Source organism: Streptomyces sp. NBC_01498, assembly GCF_036327775.1.
Classification (GTDB): Bacteria; Actinomycetota; Actinomycetes; order Streptomycetales; family Streptomycetaceae; genus Streptomyces.
Window position 1 is genome coordinate 2114994 of the sequence record NZ_CP109598.1, and the last position, 20785, is coordinate 2135778.

The window sequence follows — 20785 nt, forward strand, 5'->3', positions numbered from 1 at the left end:
CCCTGGTTCCGGTCCCCGTGACGGCGCACGGCGCGTGCGGCGCGTACGACGTGCTCGGCGCGCAGAACGCGCAGAACGCGCAGAACGCGGTGGACACGGAGAACCAACAGAGAACAAGGAGACTTCCCCGTGCCCGACCCCGCGCCCGACCGCCTGTCCGACCGCTTGTCCGATCCCGCGCCCGGCCCCCTGTCCGACAGCGGCGACGGCCGCCCCGTCACCCTCGACCGGCGGGACGGGCCGTACGGCGAGATCGTCCTGCGGCGGCGGCCCGGCGACGGCGCCGACAGCGGGGACGTCCACGAGATCATCGCCAACGGCACGTTCCTGATGGACACCTCCGACGGGCGCTCCGAGCGGCTGCTGATCGACGCCGCGCAGGCGAGCCTCGCCCCCGACCGCCGCGACGGCCGGCCCACCGTGCTCATCGGCGGGCTCGGCGTCGGCTTCTCCCTCGCGCACGCCGCAGCCGACCCGCGCTGGGGCCGGATCGTGGTCGTGGAGCGCGAACAGGCCGTCATCGACTGGCACCACAGGGGGCCGCTCGCCCGTATCTCCGGCGCCGCGCTCGGCGACCCGCGCACGGTGATCCTCCACACCGACCTGGTCGGCCACCTCCGTACGGCGACCGAGGAGGCGCGGGAGACCGGCGAGCACATCGACCGCTACGACGCCCTCTGTCTCGACATCGACAACGGGCCCGGCTGGACCGTCACCGACGAGAACGCGGGCCTCTACGCGCCCGGCGGACTGGCCGCCTGCCTGGAGCGGCTCAATCCCGGCGGCGTCCTCGCCGTGTGGTCCGCGCAGCCCTCGCCCGCGTTCGAGGAAGCGCTGCGGAATGCCGGTTTCACCGGGGTTAGGACGGAAGAGATCACAGTTGCCCGGGGAGTGCCTGACGTGGTGCATCTCGGCATTCGCCCTGCGTAGCCGGGACCCCTCCGGTGCCTCTACGCTGCTCCCCACACACGGGATACGCCTCCGCACGGGGCGGGAGTCCCAGGAACACGGATCGCGGAACGTACCAGGGGCGGGGCGATGGAGCAGACACACACCAGCCAGAACGGGGTCGCGGCCACTCCCGGCGCGCAGCGCCGGGTGCTCGTGGTCGAGGACGACGCGACGATCGTGGACGCCATCGCGGCCCGGCTGCGCGCCGAGGGCTTCGTCGTCCAGACCGCGGTCGACGGCCCGGCCGCCGTGGACGCCGCCGAGGCGTGGCAGCCCGATCTGATGGTGCTCGACGTGATGCTGCCCGGCTTCGACGGCCTGGAGGTCTGCCGCCGTGTCCAGGCGCAGCGCCCCGTGCCCGTGCTGATGCTGACGGCGCGCGACGACGAGACCGACATGCTGGTGGGCCTCGGCGTCGGGGCCGACGACTACATGACGAAGCCGTTCTCGATGCGGGAGCTGGCGGCCCGGGTGCATGTCCTGCTGCGCCGGGTGGAGCGCGCGGCGCTCGCCGCCGTGACGCCCCGCAGCGGCATCCTGCGCCTCGGTGAGCTGGAGATCGACCACGCGCAGCGCCGGGTGCGGGTGCGCGGCGAGGACGTGCACCTGACGCCCACCGAGTTCGACCTGCTGGTCTGTCTGGCCAACACCCCGCGTGCCGTGCTGTCGCGGGAGCAGCTGCTGGCCGAGGTGTGGGACTGGGCGGACGCCTCGGGCACCCGTACGGTCGACAGCCACATCAAGGCGCTGCGCCGGAAGATCGGCGCCGAGCGCATCCGTACGGTGCACGGGGTCGGGTACGCGCTGGAGACACCGGCGCCATGAGCCGGTCGCCGGTCGGCGGGGAGGACAGGGCCGAGAGCCCCGGGGGGACGGCGGTCTGCGGTGGCCGTGCGCCGCGCGCGCCGCGCCCCGCGCGGAAGGGCCCCGCCCGTATCCGGTCCGGGCATCAGGCGCTGGGCGGGCCCGAGACCGGCGGGCTGCGGCCGTTCTCCATCAAGACGAAGCTCGGCATGCTCGTCGTGGTCTCCGTGCTCATCACCACGGGGCTGCTGATGGTGGCGCTGCGCACCGAGACCGAGCTGCGCTTCATCACGGTCTTCTCCATGATCGCGACGCTGCTGATCACCCAGTTCGTGGCGCACGGCCTGACCGCGCCGCTGGACGAGATGAACACCGTCGCGAAGGGCATCTCGCACGGCGACTACACGCGGCGGGTCAGCGGCGCGGACCGCCGCGACGAGCTGGGCGACCTGGCCTCCACCATCAACCGGATGGCGGACGACCTGGAGGCCGTGGACCGGCACCGCAAGGAGCTGGTCGCGAACGTCTCGCACGAGCTGCGCACCCCGATCGCCGCGCTGCGCGCCGTGCTGGAGAACGTGGTGGACGGGGTGTCCGCCGCCGACCCGGAGACGATGCGTACGGCGCTGAAGCAGACGGAGCGGCTGGGCCGGCTGGTCGAGACGCTGCTGGACCTGTCCCGGCTGGACAACGGCGTACTGCCGCTCAAGGCGCGCCGCTTCGAGGTGTGGCCGTATCTGTCGGGGGTGCTGAAGGAGGCCAATCTCGCGGCCTCGCAGCGCGGGCTGAGTTCCGGTTCGGGCAATCACACCCGGACGGACGTACATCTGCATCTGGATGTGTCGCCGCCCGAGCTGACGGCGCACGCGGACGCGGAGCGGCTGCACCAGGTGGTGGCCAACCTCATCGACAACGCGGTCAAGCACAGCCCGCCGCACGGCCGGGTCACGGTGCGGGCGCGGCGCGGGCACGGTCCCGAGTCGCTGGACCTGGAGATCCAGGACGAGGGGCCGGGCATCCCGGAGCAGGAGCGGCACCGGGTCTTCGAGCGGTTCAACCGGGGCAGTTCGCCGTCGCCGCACGGGCCGGGCAGTGACGGCGGTACGGGGCTGGGGCTGGCGATCGCGAGCTGGGCGGTGGATCTGCACGGCGGGCGCATCGGGGTGGCCGAATCCGTACGCGGATGCCTCATCCAGGTGACACTTCCGGGAATCCCTCGGGCGCGGGGTTGACGTAGGGTTTCGCACTGGAGACACCGGACGTGTCGGTTCCCACGGGATCCGGCCGGGACGGGACGGTTGTCCGGCCTCGTACGCGGGCCGGACGTGCCGGGCCGGTGGTGCGGTGTCTCCGTGGTCCGAAGGACAGCAGGAAGGGAAACCGGGTTTGTTTCCCGCCAATTCAAACGCCGAAACCAGCATTCCGGTGTGACTTGCGTGACGTTGACCCGGCCCGGTCTGCTCCTCCCGGTCCGGTAGGCGTAGCCTTGATTCCCGCTGTCCATCACCTTGTGAAGCGGAAGAGGGCGGTTGCCGCCGTGTCGTCTCAGTCCCCCAGTAACTCCAGCGTCTCGACCGATCAAGCGGGTCAGGAGAACAACCCTGCCGCCGCCTTCGGGCCCAACGAGTGGCTCGTCGACGAGATCTACCAGCAGTACCTCCAGGACCCCAATTCGGTCGACCGTGCCTGGTGGGACTTCTTCGCCGACTACAAGCCGGGCAGCACCGGCGCGGCGGAAAAATCCCCGGAGCCGGCCGTGGCATCCCCCGCGGCCGCGGGGGCCGCGGTGAGCGCCCCGCAGACCACCGCCCCGTCCGCCGCCGACACCACGGCTCCGCCCGCCCCGGCGAAGCCCGTCGCCGCCGCTCCCGCGCAGGCCCAGGCCCCCCGGGCCGAGTCCCAGCCGCCGGCGGCCCCGGCGAAGCCGGCCGCCGCCCCCGCCGCTCCGGCGAAGCCCGCCGCCGCGGCTCCCGCGCCGGCGCCCGCCGCCGCCCGGCCGGCCGCGAAGCCCGCCGCGCGCGAGAAGGCCGCGGAGCCCGCCGGGGAGGAGTCCGGCGGCCCCGAGTTCGTGACGCTGCGCGGCCCGTCGGCGGCCGTCGCCAAGAACATGAACCTGTCGCTGGAGCTGCCCACGGCCACGTCCGTGCGCGCCGTCCCGGTGAAGCTGCTCTTCGACAACCGCATCGTCATCAACAACCACCTGAAGCGGGCGCGGGGCGGGAAGATCTCGTTCACGCACGTCATCGGGTACGCGATGGTGCAGGCCCTGAAGGCCATGCCGTCGATGAACTGCTCCTTCACCGAGAAGGACGGCAAGCCGACCCTGGTCCGGCCGGAGCACGTCAACCTGGGTCTGGCCATCGACCTGGTGAAGGCGAACGGCGACCGCCAGCTCGTCGTCGCGGGCATCAAGAAGGCCGAGACGCTCAACTTCTTCGAGTTCTGGCAGGCGTACGAGGACATCGTCCGCCGCGCCCGCGGCAACAAGCTGACGATGGACGACTTCTCCGGGGTCACCGCGTCGCTGACCAACCCGGGCGGCATCGGCACCGTCCACTCGGTGCCGCGTCTGATGCCCGGTCAGGGCCTCATCCTGGGCGTCGGCGCGATGGACTACCCGGCGGAGTTCCAGGGCACCTCGCAGGACACCCTGAACAAGCTGGGCATCTCCAAGGTCATGACGCTGACCTCGACGTACGACCACCGGGTCATCCAGGGTGCCGCGTCGGGCGAGTTCCTGCGTGTCCTGAGCCAGCTGCTGCTCGGCGAGAACGACTTCTACGACGACATCTTCAAGGCGCTGCGGATCCCCTACGAGCCGGTCCGCTGGCTCAAGGACATCGACGCGTCGCACGACGAGGACGTCACGAAGCCCGCGCGGGTCTTCGAGCTGATCCACTCCTACCGGGTGCGCGGCCATGTCATGGCCGACACCGACCCGCTGGAGTACCGCCAGCGCAAGCACCCCGACCTGGACATCACCGAGCACGGCCTCACCCTGTGGGACCTGGAGCGGGAGTTCGCGGTCGGCGGCTTCGCGGGCCAGTCGATGATGAAGCTGCGCGACATCCTGGGCGTGCTGCGCAACTCGTACTGCCGCACCACCGGCGTCGAGTTCATGCACATCCAGGACCCGAAGCAGCGCAAGTGGCTCCAGGACCGCATCGAGCGCTCCAACTCCAAGCCGGAGCGCGAGGAGCAGCTGCGCATCCTGCGCAGGCTGAACGCGGCCGAGGCGTTCGAGACGTTCCTCCAGACCAAGTACGTGGGCCAGAAGCGGTTCTCGCTGGAGGGCGGCGAGTCCGTCATCCCGCTGCTCGACGCGGTCATCGACTCGGCGGCCGAGTCGCGGCTGGACGAGGTCGTCATCGGCATGGCCCACCGCGGCCGGCTCAACGTGCTGGCGAACATCGTCGGCAAGTCGTACGCGCAGATCTTCCGCGAGTTCGAGGGCAACCTCGACCCGAAGTCGATGCACGGCTCCGGCGACGTGAAGTACCACCTGGGTGCCGAGGGCACCTTCACCGGTCTCGACGGCGAGCAGATCAAGGTGTCGCTGGCCGCGAACCCCTCGCACCTGGAGGCGGTCGACCCGGTCCTCGAAGGCATCGCGCGCGCCAAGCAGGACATCATCAACAAGGCGGGCACGGACTTCACGGTGCTGCCCGTCGCCCTGCACGGCGACGCGGCGTTCGCCGGCCAGGGTGTGGTCGCCGAGACGCTCAACATGTCGCAGCTGCGCGGCTACCGCACCGGCGGCACCGTGCACGTGGTGATCAACAACCAGGTCGGCTTCACCGCCGCCCCGGAGGCGTCGCGCTCCTCCATGTACGCGACGGACGTCGCGCGCATGATCGAGGCGCCGATCATCCACGTCAACGGTGACGACCCGGAGGCGTGCGTCCGGGTGGCGCGGCTCGCGTTCGAGTTCCGCCAGACGTTCAACAAGGACGTCGTGATCGACCTCATCTGCTACCGCCGCCGCGGTCACAACGAGGGCGACAACCCGCAGTTCACCAACCCGCAGATGGTCACCCTGATCGACAAGAAGCGCTCGGTGCGCAAGCTCTACACCGAGTCGCTGATCGGGCGGGGCGACATCACGCTGGAAGAGGCCGAGCAGGCGCTCCAGGACTTCCAGGGCCAGCTGGAGAAGGTGTTCGCCGAGGTCCGCGAGGCCACCTCGCACCCGGCGCCGACCCATGTGCCCGACGTCCAGGCCGAGTTCCCGGTCGCGGTCACGACGGCGATCTCGCAGGAGGTCGTCAAGCGCATCGCCGAGTCCCAGGTCAGCATCCCCGACAACATCACGGTGCACCCGCGGCTGATGCCGCAGATGCAGCGCCGCGCGGCGTCGGTGGAGGACGGCACGATCGACTGGGGCACCGGCGAGACCCTCGCCATCGGCTCGCTGCTGATGGAGGGCACCCCGGTCCGGCTGTCCGGCCAGGACACCCGCCGCGGCACGTTCGGCCAGCGCCACGCGGTGCTGGTGGACCAGGAGACCGGCGAGGACTACACACCGCTGCTCTACCTGTCCGAGGAGCAGGCCCGGTACAACGTGTACGACTCGCTGCTCAGCGAGTACGCGGCGATGGGCTTCGAGTACGGTTACTCGCTGGCCCGCCCGGAGTCGCTGGTCATGTGGGAGGCGCAGTTCGGCGACTTCGTCAACGGGGCGCAGACGGTCGTGGACGAGTTCATCTCGTCGGCGGAGCAGAAGTGGGGCCAGACCTCGGGCGTCACGCTGCTGCTGCCGCACGGGTACGAGGGCCAGGGCCCGGACCACTCGTCCGCGCGCCCCGAGCGTTTCCTCCAGATGTGCGCGCAGAACAACATGACGGTCGCGATGCCGACCCTGCCGTCGAACTACTTCCACCTGCTGCGCTGGCAGGTCCACAACCCGCACCACAAGCCGCTGGTGGTCTTCACCCCGAAGCTGCTGCTGCGGCTCAAGGCGGCCACGTCGAAGATCGAGGAGTTCACCACCGGCGGTTTCCGCCCGGTGATCGGCGACTCGATGGCCGAGGCGGGAACGATCAACCCGGCGGACGTCCGCAAGGTCGTCTTCTGCGCGGGCAAGGTCTACTACGACCTGGACGCCGAGCGGCAGAAGCGCGGTCTGACGGACACGGTGATCGTGCGGCTGGAGCGGCTGTACCCGCTGCCGGGCGCCGAGCTCCAGGCGGAGATCGCCAAGTACCCGAACGCCGAGAAGTACCTGTGGGCGCAGGAGGAGCCGGCGAACCAGGGCGCGTGGCCGTTCATCGCGCTCAACCTGATCGACCACCTGGACCTGGCGGTCGGCGCCGACATCCCGCACGAGGAGCGGCTGCGCCGTATCTCGCGGCCCGCGTCGTCGTCGCCGGCGGTCGGTTCCGCCAAGCGCCACCAGGCGGAGCAGGCACAGCTGGCGGCCGAGGTGTTCGACGCCTGACACCGTGACGGCCGTCGGGTGACGGCCCCGAAGTGAACCGGGAGGGCCCGGCACCGCGTACCCACGGTGCCGGGCCCTCGTCCGTGCGACGGGGTGCGCTCAGCCCAGATACGGCTCGAAGTCCCAGTAGGGCCGCACGCGTTGGCGCGCCGACAGGGTGTGCTGGTGCTGCGCGCCCATGGTGCGGGTCAGCTTCTGGAGCGCGTCCTCCTCGACCTTGTCCGCCTCCTCGTGCTGGCGCAGCGCCCGCAGGTCGGCCGCCAGCGCCGTCTGGCTGGAGAGCGTCATGGGGTGGTCGTCGCCGAGGGCCGCGCGGGAGCGCCGCAGGGTGTCCCTGCTCAGTTCGGCGGCCTCCTCCAGCCGGCCGGTGAGATTGCGCCCGCCCGTCGCGTTCAGCGCGCAGCACAGGGTCCACGGGTGGTCGTCGCCGAGCAGGGTGCGCAGTCCGGTGAGCGCCTGCTCGAAGAGGACGAGCGCGCCGTCCCGGTCGCCCTCGGCCTGCATGAGCAGTCCGATGTTGGACTGCATGCCGGTGGTGACGGGGTGGGCCTGGCCGACCAGGGCGCGGTAGGTGTCCTCGGCCTCGGTGAGCAGTTCCCGGGCCAGGCCCAGATCGCCGTGCACCCGCAGGTAGTTGCCGTAGTCGGTGACGAGCATCAGGTTGTTGTGGTGGCCCTTGCCGTACGACCGCTCGTGGTGCAGCAGCAGATCGGCCATCATCGGGCCGAGGTCCTCGCCCTTCGCGCCGGCCCGGCGTTTGCACATGACCAGGTTGTGCTGCGCCCACAGGGTCTGCGGGTGGTGTTCGCCGAGGACCTGGATCTGGGTCCGTACGGCCATCTCCTGCCGGGCCAGGGCGTCGTGGTAGCGGCCGAGGAGGCGAAGGTCGCGGGCGCAGGCGTTGATCGAGTGCAGGGTGCCGACGTGCCGGGCGCGCAGGACGGTCTCGCGCCTGCGGAGCGTGTCGAGGTCGGTCTCGTACGCCTTCTCGTACTGGCCGAGGAGCCGCAGACTCACGCCGAGGTTGTGCTGGGCCTGGAGGGTGTTCCACTCGTCCTCGCCGAGGAGTTCCCGGCAGACCTCGACCACGTCCCGCTGGAGCCGGTGCGACTCCGGGTAGCGGCCGAGGAAGCGCAGGTCGGAGCTGAGGCCCCGGTTGGCGTTCATCAGCCGGATCGGGTCGGGCTCCGGCTGGGCGAGGAGCAGGTCGAGGGCCACGCTGTCGCGGTCGTACGCCTCGTGGAACCGGCCGCTGGCCCGCAGGATCACCGTGGTCTGCGCGGTCAGCTCCAGCATCTGCGGCGAGTCGGGCGCGAACAGTCCGACCCACCTGTCGCGGACCCGCCGGGCGAGGTCCCGGCCGACGGTGTACTCCCCGCTGGCGTAGCAGTACCGCAGGCAGTTGAGGACGAGCTGCACGGTGCGCGGGCGGGTGGACTCCAGCGCGCCGGACACTTCGAGCTGGGGCAGGATCTCGGCGTACCGGGGCCACTGCCGGGTGTCGGAGTACTCGACGGGGTCGCTGACGGCGAGCACCCGGCGGACCACCTCGCGGTGGGCCTCGCGGTCGTCTCCGGCGGTGAGCCGGCTGACGATGCCGTGCACGACCCGGTGCATGTGGACGGACTCCTGGCGGGAGCCGGTGTCACGGGCCGTCGAGACGGACAGGCTGCGTGAATCCCGGGTGATGACCGACAGGTTGGCGAGGGTGTCCAGGGCGCGCGGCCAGTCGGGGGTGTCGTCGGCGATCCAGCGCAGCTCCTCCGGGAGGTCCTCGGGGGCGGCGCCGCGGACGAGTCCGATGGGGATACGGCCGGGGGCGAAGCAGGCGCAGAGCTTGAGCAGTTCGAGCGCGCGCGGCTCGGACTCCCGGACCCGGTTGAACAGCATCGACCAGGACGTGAGGGACGAGCTGGGGTAGTCGCCCAGTTCGGCCGCCTCGTCCAGCGGGTTGATCTCGCCGCTGTGCACCTTGTCGAGGTACTCCGGCGCCGGCATCCGCGACTCGCCGAGCAGCGCCGCCGCGTGGGTCAGCTGGAGCGGCAGGTCCTGGAACTCGGCGGCGACCTCGTCCGCCTCGCCCGCCGTGATGTGCGGGGCCCGGCGCATCAGGTAGCCGGTCGACTCGGCGCGCTGGAAGACCGGCACCTCCACGAGGTCCCCGACCGCCCGCCAGCCGTGGTTGCGCGAGGTGATCAGCACATGGCCGGTGCCGCCGCGCGGCAGCATCGCGGCGGCCTCCTCGACCTCCTCCCAGCCGTCGAAGATCACCAGCCAGCGGCCGTGCGGGGCGCCCCGGCGCAGGGCGTCGCGCACCGCGCGGATCCGCTCGCCGGGCTCGGAGCCGCTGCGCAGGCCGAGGGCCGGCGCCAGCTCGCCGAACCGGTCGCGCTGGATGCCGCGCTGGTCGGAGTTGACCCACCAGACGACGTCGTAGTCGGCGCTGAAGCGGTGGGCGTACTCGGCGGCGAGCTGGGTCTTGCCGATGCCCGCCATGCCGACGAGCGCGCAGACGGCGGCGCCGGGCTGGACCTCCGTGAGGGCTTCCTGCACCCGGTTGAGCAGGTCGTCGCGGCCGGTGAAGCGGAGGTTGCGGCGCGGCACCTCACCCCAGACGGCGGGGGCGTCGCTGGGGTAGCGGGACGGGGAGGGCGTCATGTCCGGGCGGGGGGCCGCCGGTTCGAGGGAGAGCTGGGTCAGCAGGCGCCGCTCCGCCTCCTGTTCGCCGATGCCCCACAGGTCGACCGGCTGGAGGACCGCGGTGGCCGGCGCGAGGGAGCGGTTGGTCAGGTTGACGGCCGCGAACCGGTCGGCGTGGTCGGCGACGAAGCCGCGCAGCACGTCGTTCCACTCGCCGTCGCGGCGCGGTCCGAGCTTGAAGAACCAGTCGCTGAGCACCAGCAGGACCCGGCCTCTGGCCAGCAGGAGGTCGCCGAGGGCGTCCTCCAGGGCCTGTTCGCGGTCCGGGTCCCAGCGGTGCGTGGTGACCCGGTGCCCGTGGGCTTCGAGCCGGCGGGCGATCCAGGTGGCCCACGGCCGGTGGTGGCCGGGGAAGACGACCACGAAATGCTGGGACTCCTGATCGGGGCCGCCGTCCCCCGTCAGGTGCCGCTGAGCGACCATGTGCGCGTCTCCTCATTCAATCGAACCGCGCCATTCCCTGACGGCGCGTCTGAAATGTTACCGAACGTCACCGTCGCCTGACAGGGAATCGGACCGCTCGTGCGGGGTGTTCCGGCCCTGGCCGAGGGTGTGGAGGTGCTGTTTCATCGACACCGTGAACCGGGTTCCGTGGTGGGTGAGTTGATGGCTGTTCAGCAGGACGGGGAGCGCGTCGGCCACCTGTTCGCCGTACTCCGCGCGGCGGGCGCGGGCGGCGCGGCGGGCGTCCGGGGAGGCGCCGGGGCGGGTCGCGACCCGCGACCACAGGTCGGCGAGGGCGAGGTGCGCGTACGTCCCCTGGAGTACGCCGCCGAGGGGGCGGAGGTCCTCGCGCCACGCGACGCGGTGCACGGCGGAGGCGTCGGCGTCGTGCAGCGGGAGCAGGTCCGCGAGGACGGCGAGCTTGCTGTGGGCGAGTTCGTGGACGAGCACCTCGGCGAACCGTCGCGCGGTGCCGGGCAGCGCGGAGTGCACGGCCCAGGGGGCGGCCCGCAGGGTGCCGCTGGAGGCGCCCTCGGCGGCGGGGGTCATCGGGACCACGGACCGTACGAGCCCGGTGACCTCGCCGGCCCGCCAGGGGTCGGCGGCCTCCAGCAGGGCCACGGCGGCGCGCCAGCGGGTGAGCCAGGCGGCGCGGTCGGTGCCGGGGCCGGGGGCGGGCCCGGTGCCGAGGTCGTCGAGGCGGGCGGCGCTGCCGGGCAGCACGGCCAGGGAGGTCCAGCCGGCCCCGGTGCCCCGGCCGCCGGGGCCCAGGAGGACGGAGCGGGTCCGGCGGCCCTGGGGGGTGAGCAGGACCCCGCGCGGGCCGGAGCGGACCCGGACGTGGCGGGTGCGGGTGGCGTGGACGCCGATGCCGGGAAGGGTCAGGTGCCCGTCGGCGGTGGGCAGTACGGTGTCGAGCCGGGCCCCGGTGCGCAGCGCCGTCCCGACGGCGATGCCCCCGAGGGGGCGGAGGGCGGTCGCGAGGGCGTCCGGTCCGTCCGTGTTGAGGGCGGCGACGATCCAGCCGCCGACGGCGGGGTAGTCGAGCTGCCGCCGGGCGGCGGCCGGGGCGGGTGCTTCGGCGCGGGCCAGGAGGCGCCAGTCGCGGTCGAACGCGGCGGCGGCCTCCGACGGTAAGCCGCCGTGCCCGACGCGGGCGAGGAGCGCCTTGAGGAGGACCAGCCGCCGACTGTGCAGCGCCGCGTGCAGCAGGTCGAGGTCGGACGTCCGCTGGCGGGTGGCGGCGAGCCGCACGAGGGCGCCGGGCGGGACCGCGAAAGCCCCCGGGACCGGAGCCATCACCTCCGCCACGCCGCGAAACCGGCCGGATCCCGCCGCCGCGCGGGCCGGTTCACGGACCGTCGTTCCACGCGTCGGTGAAGGAGCCGGGGCAGCGGAGTACGTCCTCGACGGCCGCGGTCAGCGCGTCGTCGTCCAGTCTCCGGAGGGTGCGCAGGTCGACACCGGTGAGATCGGGGAGCTCGGGGCCGCCGATCTGCGCCGCGGATCCGGGCACACGTTGCTCCAGCACGTTGCTCCTCCCCGATGCCCGCGAGGGCGTGTGGTGAAAGTCCCGCCTCACGTACACGAGTCCCGCCTCGCGTACGCACACACACCAGACGCCGCGAGCACCGCTCTGCGGGGCGGACGGCGCTGTGTTTCCTGGCACGCCTCCGGGAGGCGTCGCCGTGAGGATTCTTCTTCCCGACCCCCGTGAATCGGAAACCCGTTCCCCAGCGGGGTAGTTGGGGTTCCGGCCGCCGGGCGGGGCGCCCCGGGCGGGCCACGGGGAGCGCGTACGGGGCGCACCAAGGCCCCCACGGGTCGCACACGCCGGGGCGTCACCGGCGGGCCGGCAGGGCGAACACGCCCCCGGCGCCGGGCCGTTGGCGCACCGCGTACGGGACGGTGCCAGGCCCGGCCGGGCGCGCCCGCGTGGCGGCCCGGTCCGCCGTCCGCGGCTCACCGACTCAGCGGCTCACCGGCTCACCGGCTCACCGGCTCAGTCTCTCGATCCGTTCGCGGGTCGCCCGGACCTCGGCCTCCGGGACCGGGGTGCCGTGGTCCGTCAGCCGGCGCCAATGGCGGTCGGCCGCGCGGTAGTCGGCCAGGGCGGCGAAGGGGCGGGTCATGCGTTCGTACAGGGCGCCCCGGCCGTGCAGGGCGCGGGCGGCGATCACGGAAGGGGCGGGGGCCTCGCTGAGCGCCCGCCCGTAGGCCGTCTCCACGGAGGCGAAGTGCGTGTCGGCGTCGGGCAGTTCGAGCCGCGCGCCGGCCAGCGCCAGCCAGGCGCGGGCCCGGGTGACCGGGTCGTCGGCGCGGCGGGCCGACAACTCCAGCAGATGGCAGCCCTCGTAGACGTCGGGCAGGAAACCGGCGCCCGCCCCGGTGCCCCGGTAGCGGCCCAGCAGCGCCGTACCGAGCAGCAGATGAAGCCGCCAGCGCAGCGGGGCGCGGGAGGAGACGTTGGTCAGCGCCTCGCGCAGGATGCCCTCCGCGCGGTCGGGCCGGCCGGTCACGGTGAGCAGCATCTCGCCCCATTCGGCGAGGAGTTCGCAGCGGGCGCGGCTGTCGCGCGGCTCGCCGCGCTCCGCCTGCCGGTACGCGGTGTCCGCCGCCTCGGTGTCCCCCGCCTCCCGGTGGATCCAGGCGCGTTCGTGCCGGGCCCGCAGCAGCAGGCGGGCGCTGTCCCCGGCGGCCGACTCGGCCGCGTCGGTGAGGGAGAGGAGTTCCGCCGTGTCGCGTTCGCCGGTCAGCCGCAGCGCGGCCACCAGGTCGAGGAGCGCGCCGGCCCGGCGGGGCGGCGGGGCCTCCAGTTCGGCCAGCAGGGGCAGGGCGGAGCGCAGTTCGCGGGCGGCGGCGCCGGCCGGCTCCTCCCGTTCGGGTCCGGTCCTGGCGAGGTCGAGCAGGACCCGGCCCATCCGCAGCCGGCGCGCCGTCTCGGTGGCGAGGTCTCCTCCCTCGGCCATCTCGACCAGTCCGGCGACGGCCGCGTGCAGCCACTGGACGTCACCGTCCTGGCGCCACAGTTCGTGCCGGACGTCGGCGCGGGCGACCGCCGTGGCCGGTTCGCGCCCGGTGAACAGCCCTTCGGCGCGGACCAGCAGCCGACGTGCCTCGGCGGGGTCGCGGCGTGCCTCCGCCGTGTTGGCGCGGGCGAACAGCACCCGGCCCAGCAGATGCCGGGAGCGCCCGCCTCCCTCGGCGGCCAGCGCCGCCTCGGCGAGCGCCTGCGCGTCGAAGAGCATCTGCCGGTCGCGCCGGTCGCGCCAGAGGCCCAGCAGCCGTTCCGCCTCGTCGAGCCGGCCGGGCACCGGGCGTACGGGCTGGTACCAGCGCACCACCCGGGCGGGGACCTGCGCGAACAGCTCCTCGTCGGCCTGCGGTCCGCCGTCCGGGTCCTCCGGCACCACCGGGTGGCCGGTGTCCAGTCCCTGGAGGCGGGCGACGGCCAGCGCCGGGAAGTTGCGCATGCCCTTGCCGAAGCGCCGGGTGACGTACTCCGACAGGTACTTGAGGACCAGTTCGGCGGCGCCCCGGTCGAGCATCTCCAGCAGCAGTTCGCGGACGCCGGGCGCGAAGTCGTAGCGCGGGCCCCGCATGTCGGCGATGTCCGGCAGCCGCTCCAGCAGCCCGCCCAGCAGCACTTCGGCCAGTTGCATCGGCCCGGTGTCCGGCAGCAGGGCCTCCTGCACGAGCTGCATGACGGGCAGGTAGAGCGGTACGGCCGCGAGGTGCACGGCCAGTTCGAGGGCGCCGGGCGACGCGCCGGAGCGGAAATCGCGCAGCCGCGCCTGCGGGGTGCGTGCCCCGGAGTACGGCCCCGCCGCGTGCCGTGCCGGGTGCCGGGGCAGGACCCAGCCCGCCGCGCCGCGCATGGTCCGGGTGCCGGTGCCGCCGAGCAGTTGGGCCCAGTGGCCGAGCACCCGGTCCGTCGGCAGCAGGACGGGCACCGGGAGCGCCCCGGCGGGCGGTGTCTCGCGGCCGTGCGTCTCGTCGGGCAGGAACCGGGTGCCGCGCCCCACTCCCGGCTCGTGCACGAGCGTCCCCGGGTCGGCGGGCAGCGCCGTACGGTCCCACAGGCGGGGCGGCAGCGGCTGCACGACGGCGATCTGGGAGGTCTCGGCCCACCGGTACAGCAGCCGCTGGGCGGCGCCGGACTGCCACAGCGGGCCCACGCAGTCGCTGATGACGAGGGTGAGCCGGCGGCCGGAGAAGTCGCGGAGCCGGCCGGCGGGGCGCAGCCGGGTCTGGTGCGGGTCGGGCCCGGTGCCCGCCATCACCGAGCCGTCCGGGCCCTGGTGCAGATAGTGCACCTGGACGTCGCGGAAGGCGCCGAGCCGTTCGCACGCCTGGCGGAGACGTTCCAGGGTCGGCTGCCAGACGGACGCGGTCGGGGAGGCGTCCATCAGGAGCTGGATCTCGGCCTCGCGGCGCGCGGCCGGGCGGCGTACGGGGCGCAACAGGCCGTCGGCGGCGCTGCGTTCGGCGGTCTCCTCCTCGTCCAGATCCGTACCGAGGACCGGGGGGACGGGCGGCTGGTAGCCGCGCAGGGGGCGCAGCGAGCGTTGCAGGCCGAGCAGTCCGGACAGGGCCCCGGTGGCGGGGGCCCGTATCGGGAAGGAGCGGGTGGGGACGGCCTCGGCGCCGGAGGGGGCGTACAGCGACAGGGGCGCGGTCTGTTCGGGGCCGGGGGGCGGGGGCTCGGGCGGGGGCGCCTGCTCGTCGGTGGGCGGGCCGACGGCGGTGTCGGAGGCGGTGGCCCCGGCGGTGGGCGGGCCGTCATGGCCGGGACGGTCCGGTGTCCGGGCCCTGGGGGTCGTCAGCCGGGCCAGCCACAGGGCGTCGGCCAGCGCTTCGGCCGACATGTCGCGGCCCGCCGCGCGCAGCCGGGCGACCAGCTCCGTCAGCCCGTCGGCCGCGCCGGAGGTCCCGGCCGACGGCTCGGTGACCGGCCCCGCGGACGGGTCGGCGGACGGGTCGGCGGACGGGTCGGGCGCCCCGCCCGGGGGCGGGCGGGGCGTGGCACCGGGGGGCGGGCCGGGGGCGGTCACACCATCACCTCGGACGGTCGAGCGGGCGGAGCAGCATCTCGGCGAGCCGGTTGCGGGTGACCTGTTCGGCGTCGGCCGCCCGCTGGGTCACGTACAGCGCGTTCAGCAGCTGGTCGGTGGCGACGACCTCGCCGGGCTCGCGCTGGAGGAACCGCTCGATCAGCTCGGCGCCCTCCTCCAGGGCCTCCTCCCCCAGATGCGCGGCCACCATCGCGGCGAGCTGTTTCTCGCCCGGCGGTTTCAGGTCGAGCTGGATGCAGCGGCGCAACAGGGCGGCGGGGAAGTCCCGTTCGCCGTTGGAGGTGAGGATGATGAACGGGAACGCGGTGCACCGCACCCGGCCGCCGGTGACGGTCGCCGGTGTCCCGTCGTCGGTCAGGACGTCGGTGGCGGGTTCGCGCTCGACCCGCCGCTCCAGTTCCCGGATGGTGAACTCGCCCTCCTCCAGGACGTTCAGGAGGTCGTTCGGCAGGTCGATGTCGCTCTTGTCGAACTCGTCGATGAGCAGCACCCGGGGCAGCCCGTCGGGCGAGGGCAGCAGCGCCGTACCGAGCGGGCCGAGCCTGATGTACGAGCCGATGGGCGGCTGGCGCACGGTGTCCCCGGAGACGGCCCGGTCGAGCTGGACGTCCTGGAGCCGTCCGATGGCGTCGTAGTGGTAGAGGCCGTCCTGGAGGGTGGTGCGGCTGACGACGGGCCAGCGCAGGACGCGGCCGAGGCGCAGTTCGTGGGCGACGGCGTGGGCGAGGGTCGATTTTCCGGTGCCGGGGTTGCCGGTGACGAGCAGCGGACGGCGCAGTTGCAGCGCGGCGTTGACGGCCTCGACCTCTTCGGGGCGCGGGTGGAACGACTCCACGAGGCGGCGTTTGACGCCCAGCCGGCGCGCGTTGTCGACCTCCTCGGTGTCCGCCTCCCGCGGCGTACCGTGCGTACGGTGGCCCGTGTCCGTGCCGCTCGCGCCGTCCGTACCCGCCGTGCGGCCGGTGTCCCGCGCGGTGAACTCCCGCCAGGGGGGCGGATCGGGTAAGTGCCGCGCACCGTCGTGCGGCAGTCCCGCTCCCCGGTAGATGCGCCAGTCGCTCACTGTTGGCTCCTCGTCGGTGTCGGCCCGGAGTGTGCCCGGCGTCGTGGACCTCCGTACCCAGCCTGGTCGTCCGTATCCGGCCCGCGGCAGGTCGTCGGTCGGGAGTGTGCGGCTGTCATGACCGAGGTGCGCGCAGGGGTTCGTCGGGCAGCGCCGGCCGGTGTGGCGGATCGTAGATGAGGACGAGGTGCCGTGCCCAGGCGGTCTCCCGGTCGCCCTGATCGGGGTCGGCGCCACGGTTGCGGAGCACCCGTACGCGCTCCCGCAGGGCGTCCCCGGTGGGTACGTCGTGGACGAGGCGCGCGGCCTCGCGGTAGAACTCGGCGCAGTCGTCGTGCCCGTCCTCGCCGGTGCGGCGGAACAGGACGGCGACATGCCCGGCGTGGAAGGCGCGGGTGAGGACGCGGGAGCCGCGCCCGGTGGCCGTACTGGCGCAGTACACCGGCAGGGTGGCGCCCGTGACGCCCGCCGTGCTCACCGACAGCCGGGCGTACGCCGCCTCCTCTCCCTCGGGCGCGGCGGCCGAGTGACCGGCGTCCGGGACGTCGAGGCACAGCGGCACGGCCACCAGCGGCCCCCGGTCGGTGGCCCGCCTGCCCCGGTTCCACTCCGGGGTCACGCCGTCGCGGCGGCGCAGCTGGTCGCGCAGCGCGACGACCCGGCGCCGTCCGATCGGGAGCGTGTGCACGCTGGGCGGGTCGTCGGCGCGCGGCAGCCGGGAGCGCCATTCGTCGACGGGCTCGTCGAACAGGGCGCGGGGCAGCAGGAAGTCGACGGCCGCGACGTACTGCCCGGCGTCGGCGCGGGCCAGCGCCTCGCTCAGCCCCTGGCGTACGGCGGCCTCCAGGCCGGAGCGGGGGACGCCCTCCTCGTCGTACCGGACGGTGGTGGTGCCGCCGTCGGAGTCGAGCAGCTGGACGCGCCAGGGGTGGGTGCCGTACACCTCGGGCTCGATGACGACGAGCACGTCGTCGTGGACCGGGCCGCCCGCCCGGTCGGGGCCGGGGTTCGGCGCGGGGTGCCGCTCGGCGTACCGCTCGTCCTTCGGTTCGGGGTCGCCGGCGAGGAGCGCCAGGCTCTCCTCGCGGATCACCTCGGTCTCCAGGGCGTTGGCGGCCTTCTCGACCCAGTCGCGGAGCCGCCCGGCGCCGGGGGTGTCGCGGGACGCCCGCAGCGTGGCGTACACCATCGCCGCGTACAGCACGACGGCTTCCTGTTCGAGGTCCCGGCCCGCCAGTCCGGCCTCCGTGCCCTCGCGCGGGTCGTAGAGCAGCCCGGAGCCCTCGCGCCAGGTGCGCGGGTCGTTGGACTCCATACGCTGCGGGCTGCGCAGCAGCCGGCGGCTCGCGCCGTTGACCAGGTGCAGCACCTGGCCGGGGCCGGACGGTGGTTCGACGTCGGCGAAGAGCCCGTACAGCTGTGTACGTGACTGGGAGGTGAAGCTGTGCGGCTGGCCGTACGCGGCGGCGAGCCGGGTGTGCAGCCGGGGCCAGCAGTCGCCGGAGCCCTCGAAGCGGCGCAGATGGTGCCGGTCGTGGGCGGCGAGGACCTCGGTCCAGAGGGAGTCGGCGCCCTGGTCGCCGAGGGTGCGCAGGGCGGTGACGGACTCGGCGCGGCCGATGGTGGCGTCGCCCTGGCCCTTGCCCTTGATGACGCCGATGACCGATCCGTGCCGGGCGTCGATGACGGGGCCGCCCGAACAGCCGTGCAGGACCAGTCCGTTCTGGAGCCACATCGGGTTGCGGCGGCGGCCTCCGGTGGCCATCGCCGTCGTGGAGAGGAACTCCTCGCCGCCGTACGCCCCCGACGTCTGCGCCCAGCCGTACAGCTCGACCTCGGCGGGGGTGGCCGCCGAACGGTCGCTGAGCCAGAGGCAGTCGGCGAAACCCGCGCCGGGCACGCGGACGAGCGCCAGGTCGTGACCGGTGAGGACCCGGGCGATCTCGCCCTCCAGCCGGTCGTCGTCGTAGGTGGTGACCGTGACTGGGCCCCCTGGCTCCCGCTCCATCGCACCCACCCTCTTGTCCACGACATGCGCGCAGGTCACGACCCACTCCGGGGCGACGAAGAATCCGCTGCCCCAGAATCCGGCACTGCCCCTGTCATACCCGGACCCACCGGGCCCGATGCGGACCACTCCCCGGCTCACGGGGTCTTCGAGGGAGCTCATGCGTCGACACGCGGGGAGCGCGCGGCGTACGAGGGCGTGAACTCCGTGGACGAGGGGGCTGACGCGGACAACCGGAGTGTGGGCACGTCGCCCGGACCTGCCACCCGCACGGGCCCGCGACCTGCCACGCGCCCGCGCGCCGGAGCGCGTACGCACATGGGCGCCGGGGCCCGTCCGGGAGCGCCGCGCCCCGTACCGCCGCCGAGCGGCTCCCGGACCAGCGGCTCCCCGACGAACCGACCGTCTTTCATGCGTACCCCGTTCCCCCGAAGTTGAGACACGTGGGACGAGGCTAGCCGGATGATCCGGCAGGGGGGAGCGGTTCCGGTCGGGGCGCGTCCCCCGGGGCCGGTGGTCCGGCGGGCTCGTTCCCGGGGGCCGGTGGTCCGGCGGGCTCCCGCCCCGGCTGCCAGGTGAGGGTGACGGAGATGGACGCCTTGGCCTCCCCGTCGGCGAGGACGGCCGCCACGGCGGCGCCCGGTCTCATCGCCAGTTCGATGCCGAACGTGGCGCTGACCTCGCTCGGCCCCGCCGCCCGCGCGGCGTCCACCACGGTCGCGCCGACCGCCGCGATCACCTCGTTGACACGGGTCACGCCCGCCCGGAGCCGGTCGACGGCGCCGACGTCGTCGAAGACCGACTCGTCCGGCCGCAGCACGCCGACCCTGGCGAGAATGGTCTGTCCGCCGGGCAGCGTCACCTCCCGCACGTCCTGGCCCTGTTCGCCGTGGTCTCGGTCGTGGTCCACCGTCGTTCCTCCCCCGTTTCCGCTTCCTCCGCCGCCCGCTCCGTGCCGCTCGCCGTGGGGCCGCTGTGCGATACCTCCCCTCCCCATCCGGTGGTTACGCTGGCCGTATGTATTTCACTGATCGCGGGATCGAGGAACTGGAGAAGCGCCGGGGCGAGGAGGAGGTCACCTTCGAGTGGCTGGCCGAGCAACTGCGTACGTTCGTCGATCTCAACCCGGACTTCGAGGTTCCGGTGGAACGTCTGGCGACATGGCTCGCGCGGCTGGACGACGACGAGGACGACGAGTGACGCCCGCAACGGACGAGTTGATGCCCGGCAGGGACGAGTGACGCGCCCAAGGCCCCCACGGCAGGCATCGCGATAGGTCTTGACTTCCCCAACCCACGATATATCGTGTCGAACAAGAGACGCGATATGTTGCGTCGTGGCCGGGTCCCAGGGGGTCAGCACCATGGCAGAGTCGACGTGGGAAGTCAGTGAGCCCAAGAAGCTCACATTCGACGACCCGGTGACGGCGCTCAGCGTGCGCGTCGTGAACGGCGCCGTCAACATCGTCGGAATCGACGACGCGGTCCTCGCCGAACAGGGCGGGGCGCGCCTGGACATCTCGGAGATCGACGGGCCGCCCCTGATCGTCACCCGCTCGGGCACCACCCTCACCATCGCCTACCAGGACCTGCCCTGGCAGAACCTCCTCAACTGGCTCGACGGCAAAGGTCATCGCCGCCGTGCCGTCGTCTCCCTCACCGTCCCGGCGGGGGCGGGCGTCGAGGTCGGCGTCGTCGGCGCGAGCGCCGTGATCTCCGGGGTCAGGGGCCGTACGGAGATCCGTGGCGTGAGCGGGGACACCACCCTCGTCGGTCTGGCCGGACGGGTCAGCGCGGAGACCGTCACCGGGAACGTGGAGGCCCAGGCCGTCACCGGCGATCTGCGCTTCCACTCGGTCTCGGGCGATCTGACCGTCGTGGACTGCGGAGGCTCGTCGGTGCGGGCGGACACCGTCAGCGGCGACATGACCATCGACCTCGAACCCGCGGGCGGACCGACGGACATCAAGGTCAACACGGTCTCCGGCGAGGTGGCCATCCGGCTCCCGCACCCGGCCGACGCGAAGGTCGAGGCCAACACGGCCAGCGGCTCGGTCTCCAACGCGTTCGAGGACCTGCGGGTGGGCGGTCAGTGGGGCGCGAAGAAGATCACCGGCACGCTGGGGGCGGGCACGGGGCGGCTGAAGGCCGTGACGGTGTCCGGCTCGATCGCCCTGCTGCGCAGGCCGCCGGCGGACGACCCGAACCCGTACGACGCGGACCACCCCCCGGCCCCGGCCGGCGGAACGCCGACCGGCACGACCCCGACCGACGCGGCGCCCGCCGACAAGAAGGAGCTCTGAC

13 protein-coding genes are annotated in these 20785 nt (G+C 73.4%); 6 read left to right on the forward strand and 7 right to left on the reverse strand.

Annotated features, from left to right (window positions below):
• Positions 1-165: 165 nt before the first annotated feature.
• The 4 genes from OG875_RS08715 (at position 166) to OG875_RS08730 (ending at position 7192) form a co-directional block, all read left to right on the forward strand.
• On the forward strand, positions 166-930 hold the full coding sequence (locus OG875_RS08715) for a spermidine synthase (protein WP_330177663.1): 765 nt from the start codon (positions 166-168) through the stop codon (positions 928-930).
• 108 nt (positions 931-1038) lie between these two features.
• Positions 1039-1776, forward strand: coding sequence for a response regulator transcription factor (locus tag OG875_RS08720; protein ID WP_023538700.1), 738 nt, complete (start codon positions 1039-1041; stop codon positions 1774-1776).
• Between the two features lie 188 nt (positions 1777-1964).
• On the forward strand, positions 1965-2987 hold the full coding sequence (locus OG875_RS08725; RefSeq protein ID WP_330177664.1) for a HAMP domain-containing sensor histidine kinase: 1023 nt from the start codon (positions 1965-1967) through the stop codon (positions 2985-2987).
• A gap of 305 nt (positions 2988-3292) precedes the next feature.
• Positions 3293-7192: a multifunctional oxoglutarate decarboxylase/oxoglutarate dehydrogenase thiamine pyrophosphate-binding subunit/dihydrolipoyllysine-residue succinyltransferase subunit gene (locus OG875_RS08730; protein WP_330173646.1), complete on the forward strand. Its 3900-nt coding sequence runs from the start codon at positions 3293-3295 to the stop codon at positions 7190-7192.
• A 99-nt stretch (positions 7193-7291) separates the two neighbouring features.
• Here OG875_RS08730 and fxsT read toward each other — a convergent pair whose 3' ends face one another.
• The 7 genes from fxsT to OG875_RS08765 form a co-directional block, all read right to left on the reverse strand.
• On the reverse strand, positions 7292-10315 hold the full coding sequence (gene fxsT / locus OG875_RS08735) for an FxSxx-COOH system tetratricopeptide repeat protein (protein ID WP_330173647.1): 3024 nt from the start codon (positions 10313-10315) through the stop codon (positions 7292-7294).
• A gap of 57 nt (positions 10316-10372) precedes the next feature.
• On the reverse strand, positions 10373-11635 hold the full coding sequence (locus OG875_RS08740) for an aKG-HExxH-type peptide beta-hydroxylase (RefSeq protein WP_330173648.1): 1263 nt from the start codon (positions 11633-11635) through the stop codon (positions 10373-10375).
• A gap of 52 nt (positions 11636-11687) precedes the next feature.
• Positions 11688-11867, reverse strand: a complete 180-nt coding sequence (locus OG875_RS08745; RefSeq protein ID WP_330173649.1) for a hypothetical protein — start codon at positions 11865-11867, stop codon at positions 11688-11690.
• Between the two features lie 463 nt (positions 11868-12330).
• Positions 12331-15390, reverse strand: a complete 3060-nt coding sequence (locus OG875_RS08750; RefSeq protein WP_330173650.1) for an SAV_2336 N-terminal domain-related protein — start codon at positions 15388-15390, stop codon at positions 12331-12333.
• Between the two features lie 4 nt (positions 15391-15394).
• A complete protein-coding gene (locus OG875_RS08755; protein ID WP_330173651.1) occupies positions 15395-16474 on the reverse strand; it encodes an AAA family ATPase in 1080 nt (359 codons plus the stop codon).
• Positions 16475-16589: 115 nt separating this feature from the next.
• The gene (locus tag OG875_RS08760; RefSeq protein WP_330173652.1) at positions 16590-18644 is read right to left on the reverse strand and encodes a VMAP-C domain-containing protein; all 2055 of its coding nucleotides are present in this window, start codon (positions 18642-18644) and stop codon (positions 16590-16592) included.
• Positions 18645-18936: 292 nt separating this feature from the next.
• Entirely contained in the window at positions 18937-19392 is a 456-nt protein-coding gene (locus OG875_RS08765) for a CU044_2847 family protein (protein ID WP_330173653.1), read from the reverse strand.
• Positions 19393-19499: 107 nt separating this feature from the next.
• Between OG875_RS08765 and OG875_RS08770 the strand changes: the two genes are divergently transcribed.
• Entirely contained in the window at positions 19500-19682 is a 183-nt protein-coding gene (locus OG875_RS08770; RefSeq protein WP_019058231.1) for a DUF6104 family protein, read from the forward strand.
• Between the two features lie 163 nt (positions 19683-19845).
• Positions 19846-20784: a DUF4097 family beta strand repeat-containing protein gene (locus OG875_RS08775; RefSeq protein ID WP_330173654.1), complete on the forward strand. Its 939-nt coding sequence runs from the start codon at positions 19846-19848 to the stop codon at positions 20782-20784.
• Position 20785 lies beyond the last annotated feature (1 nt).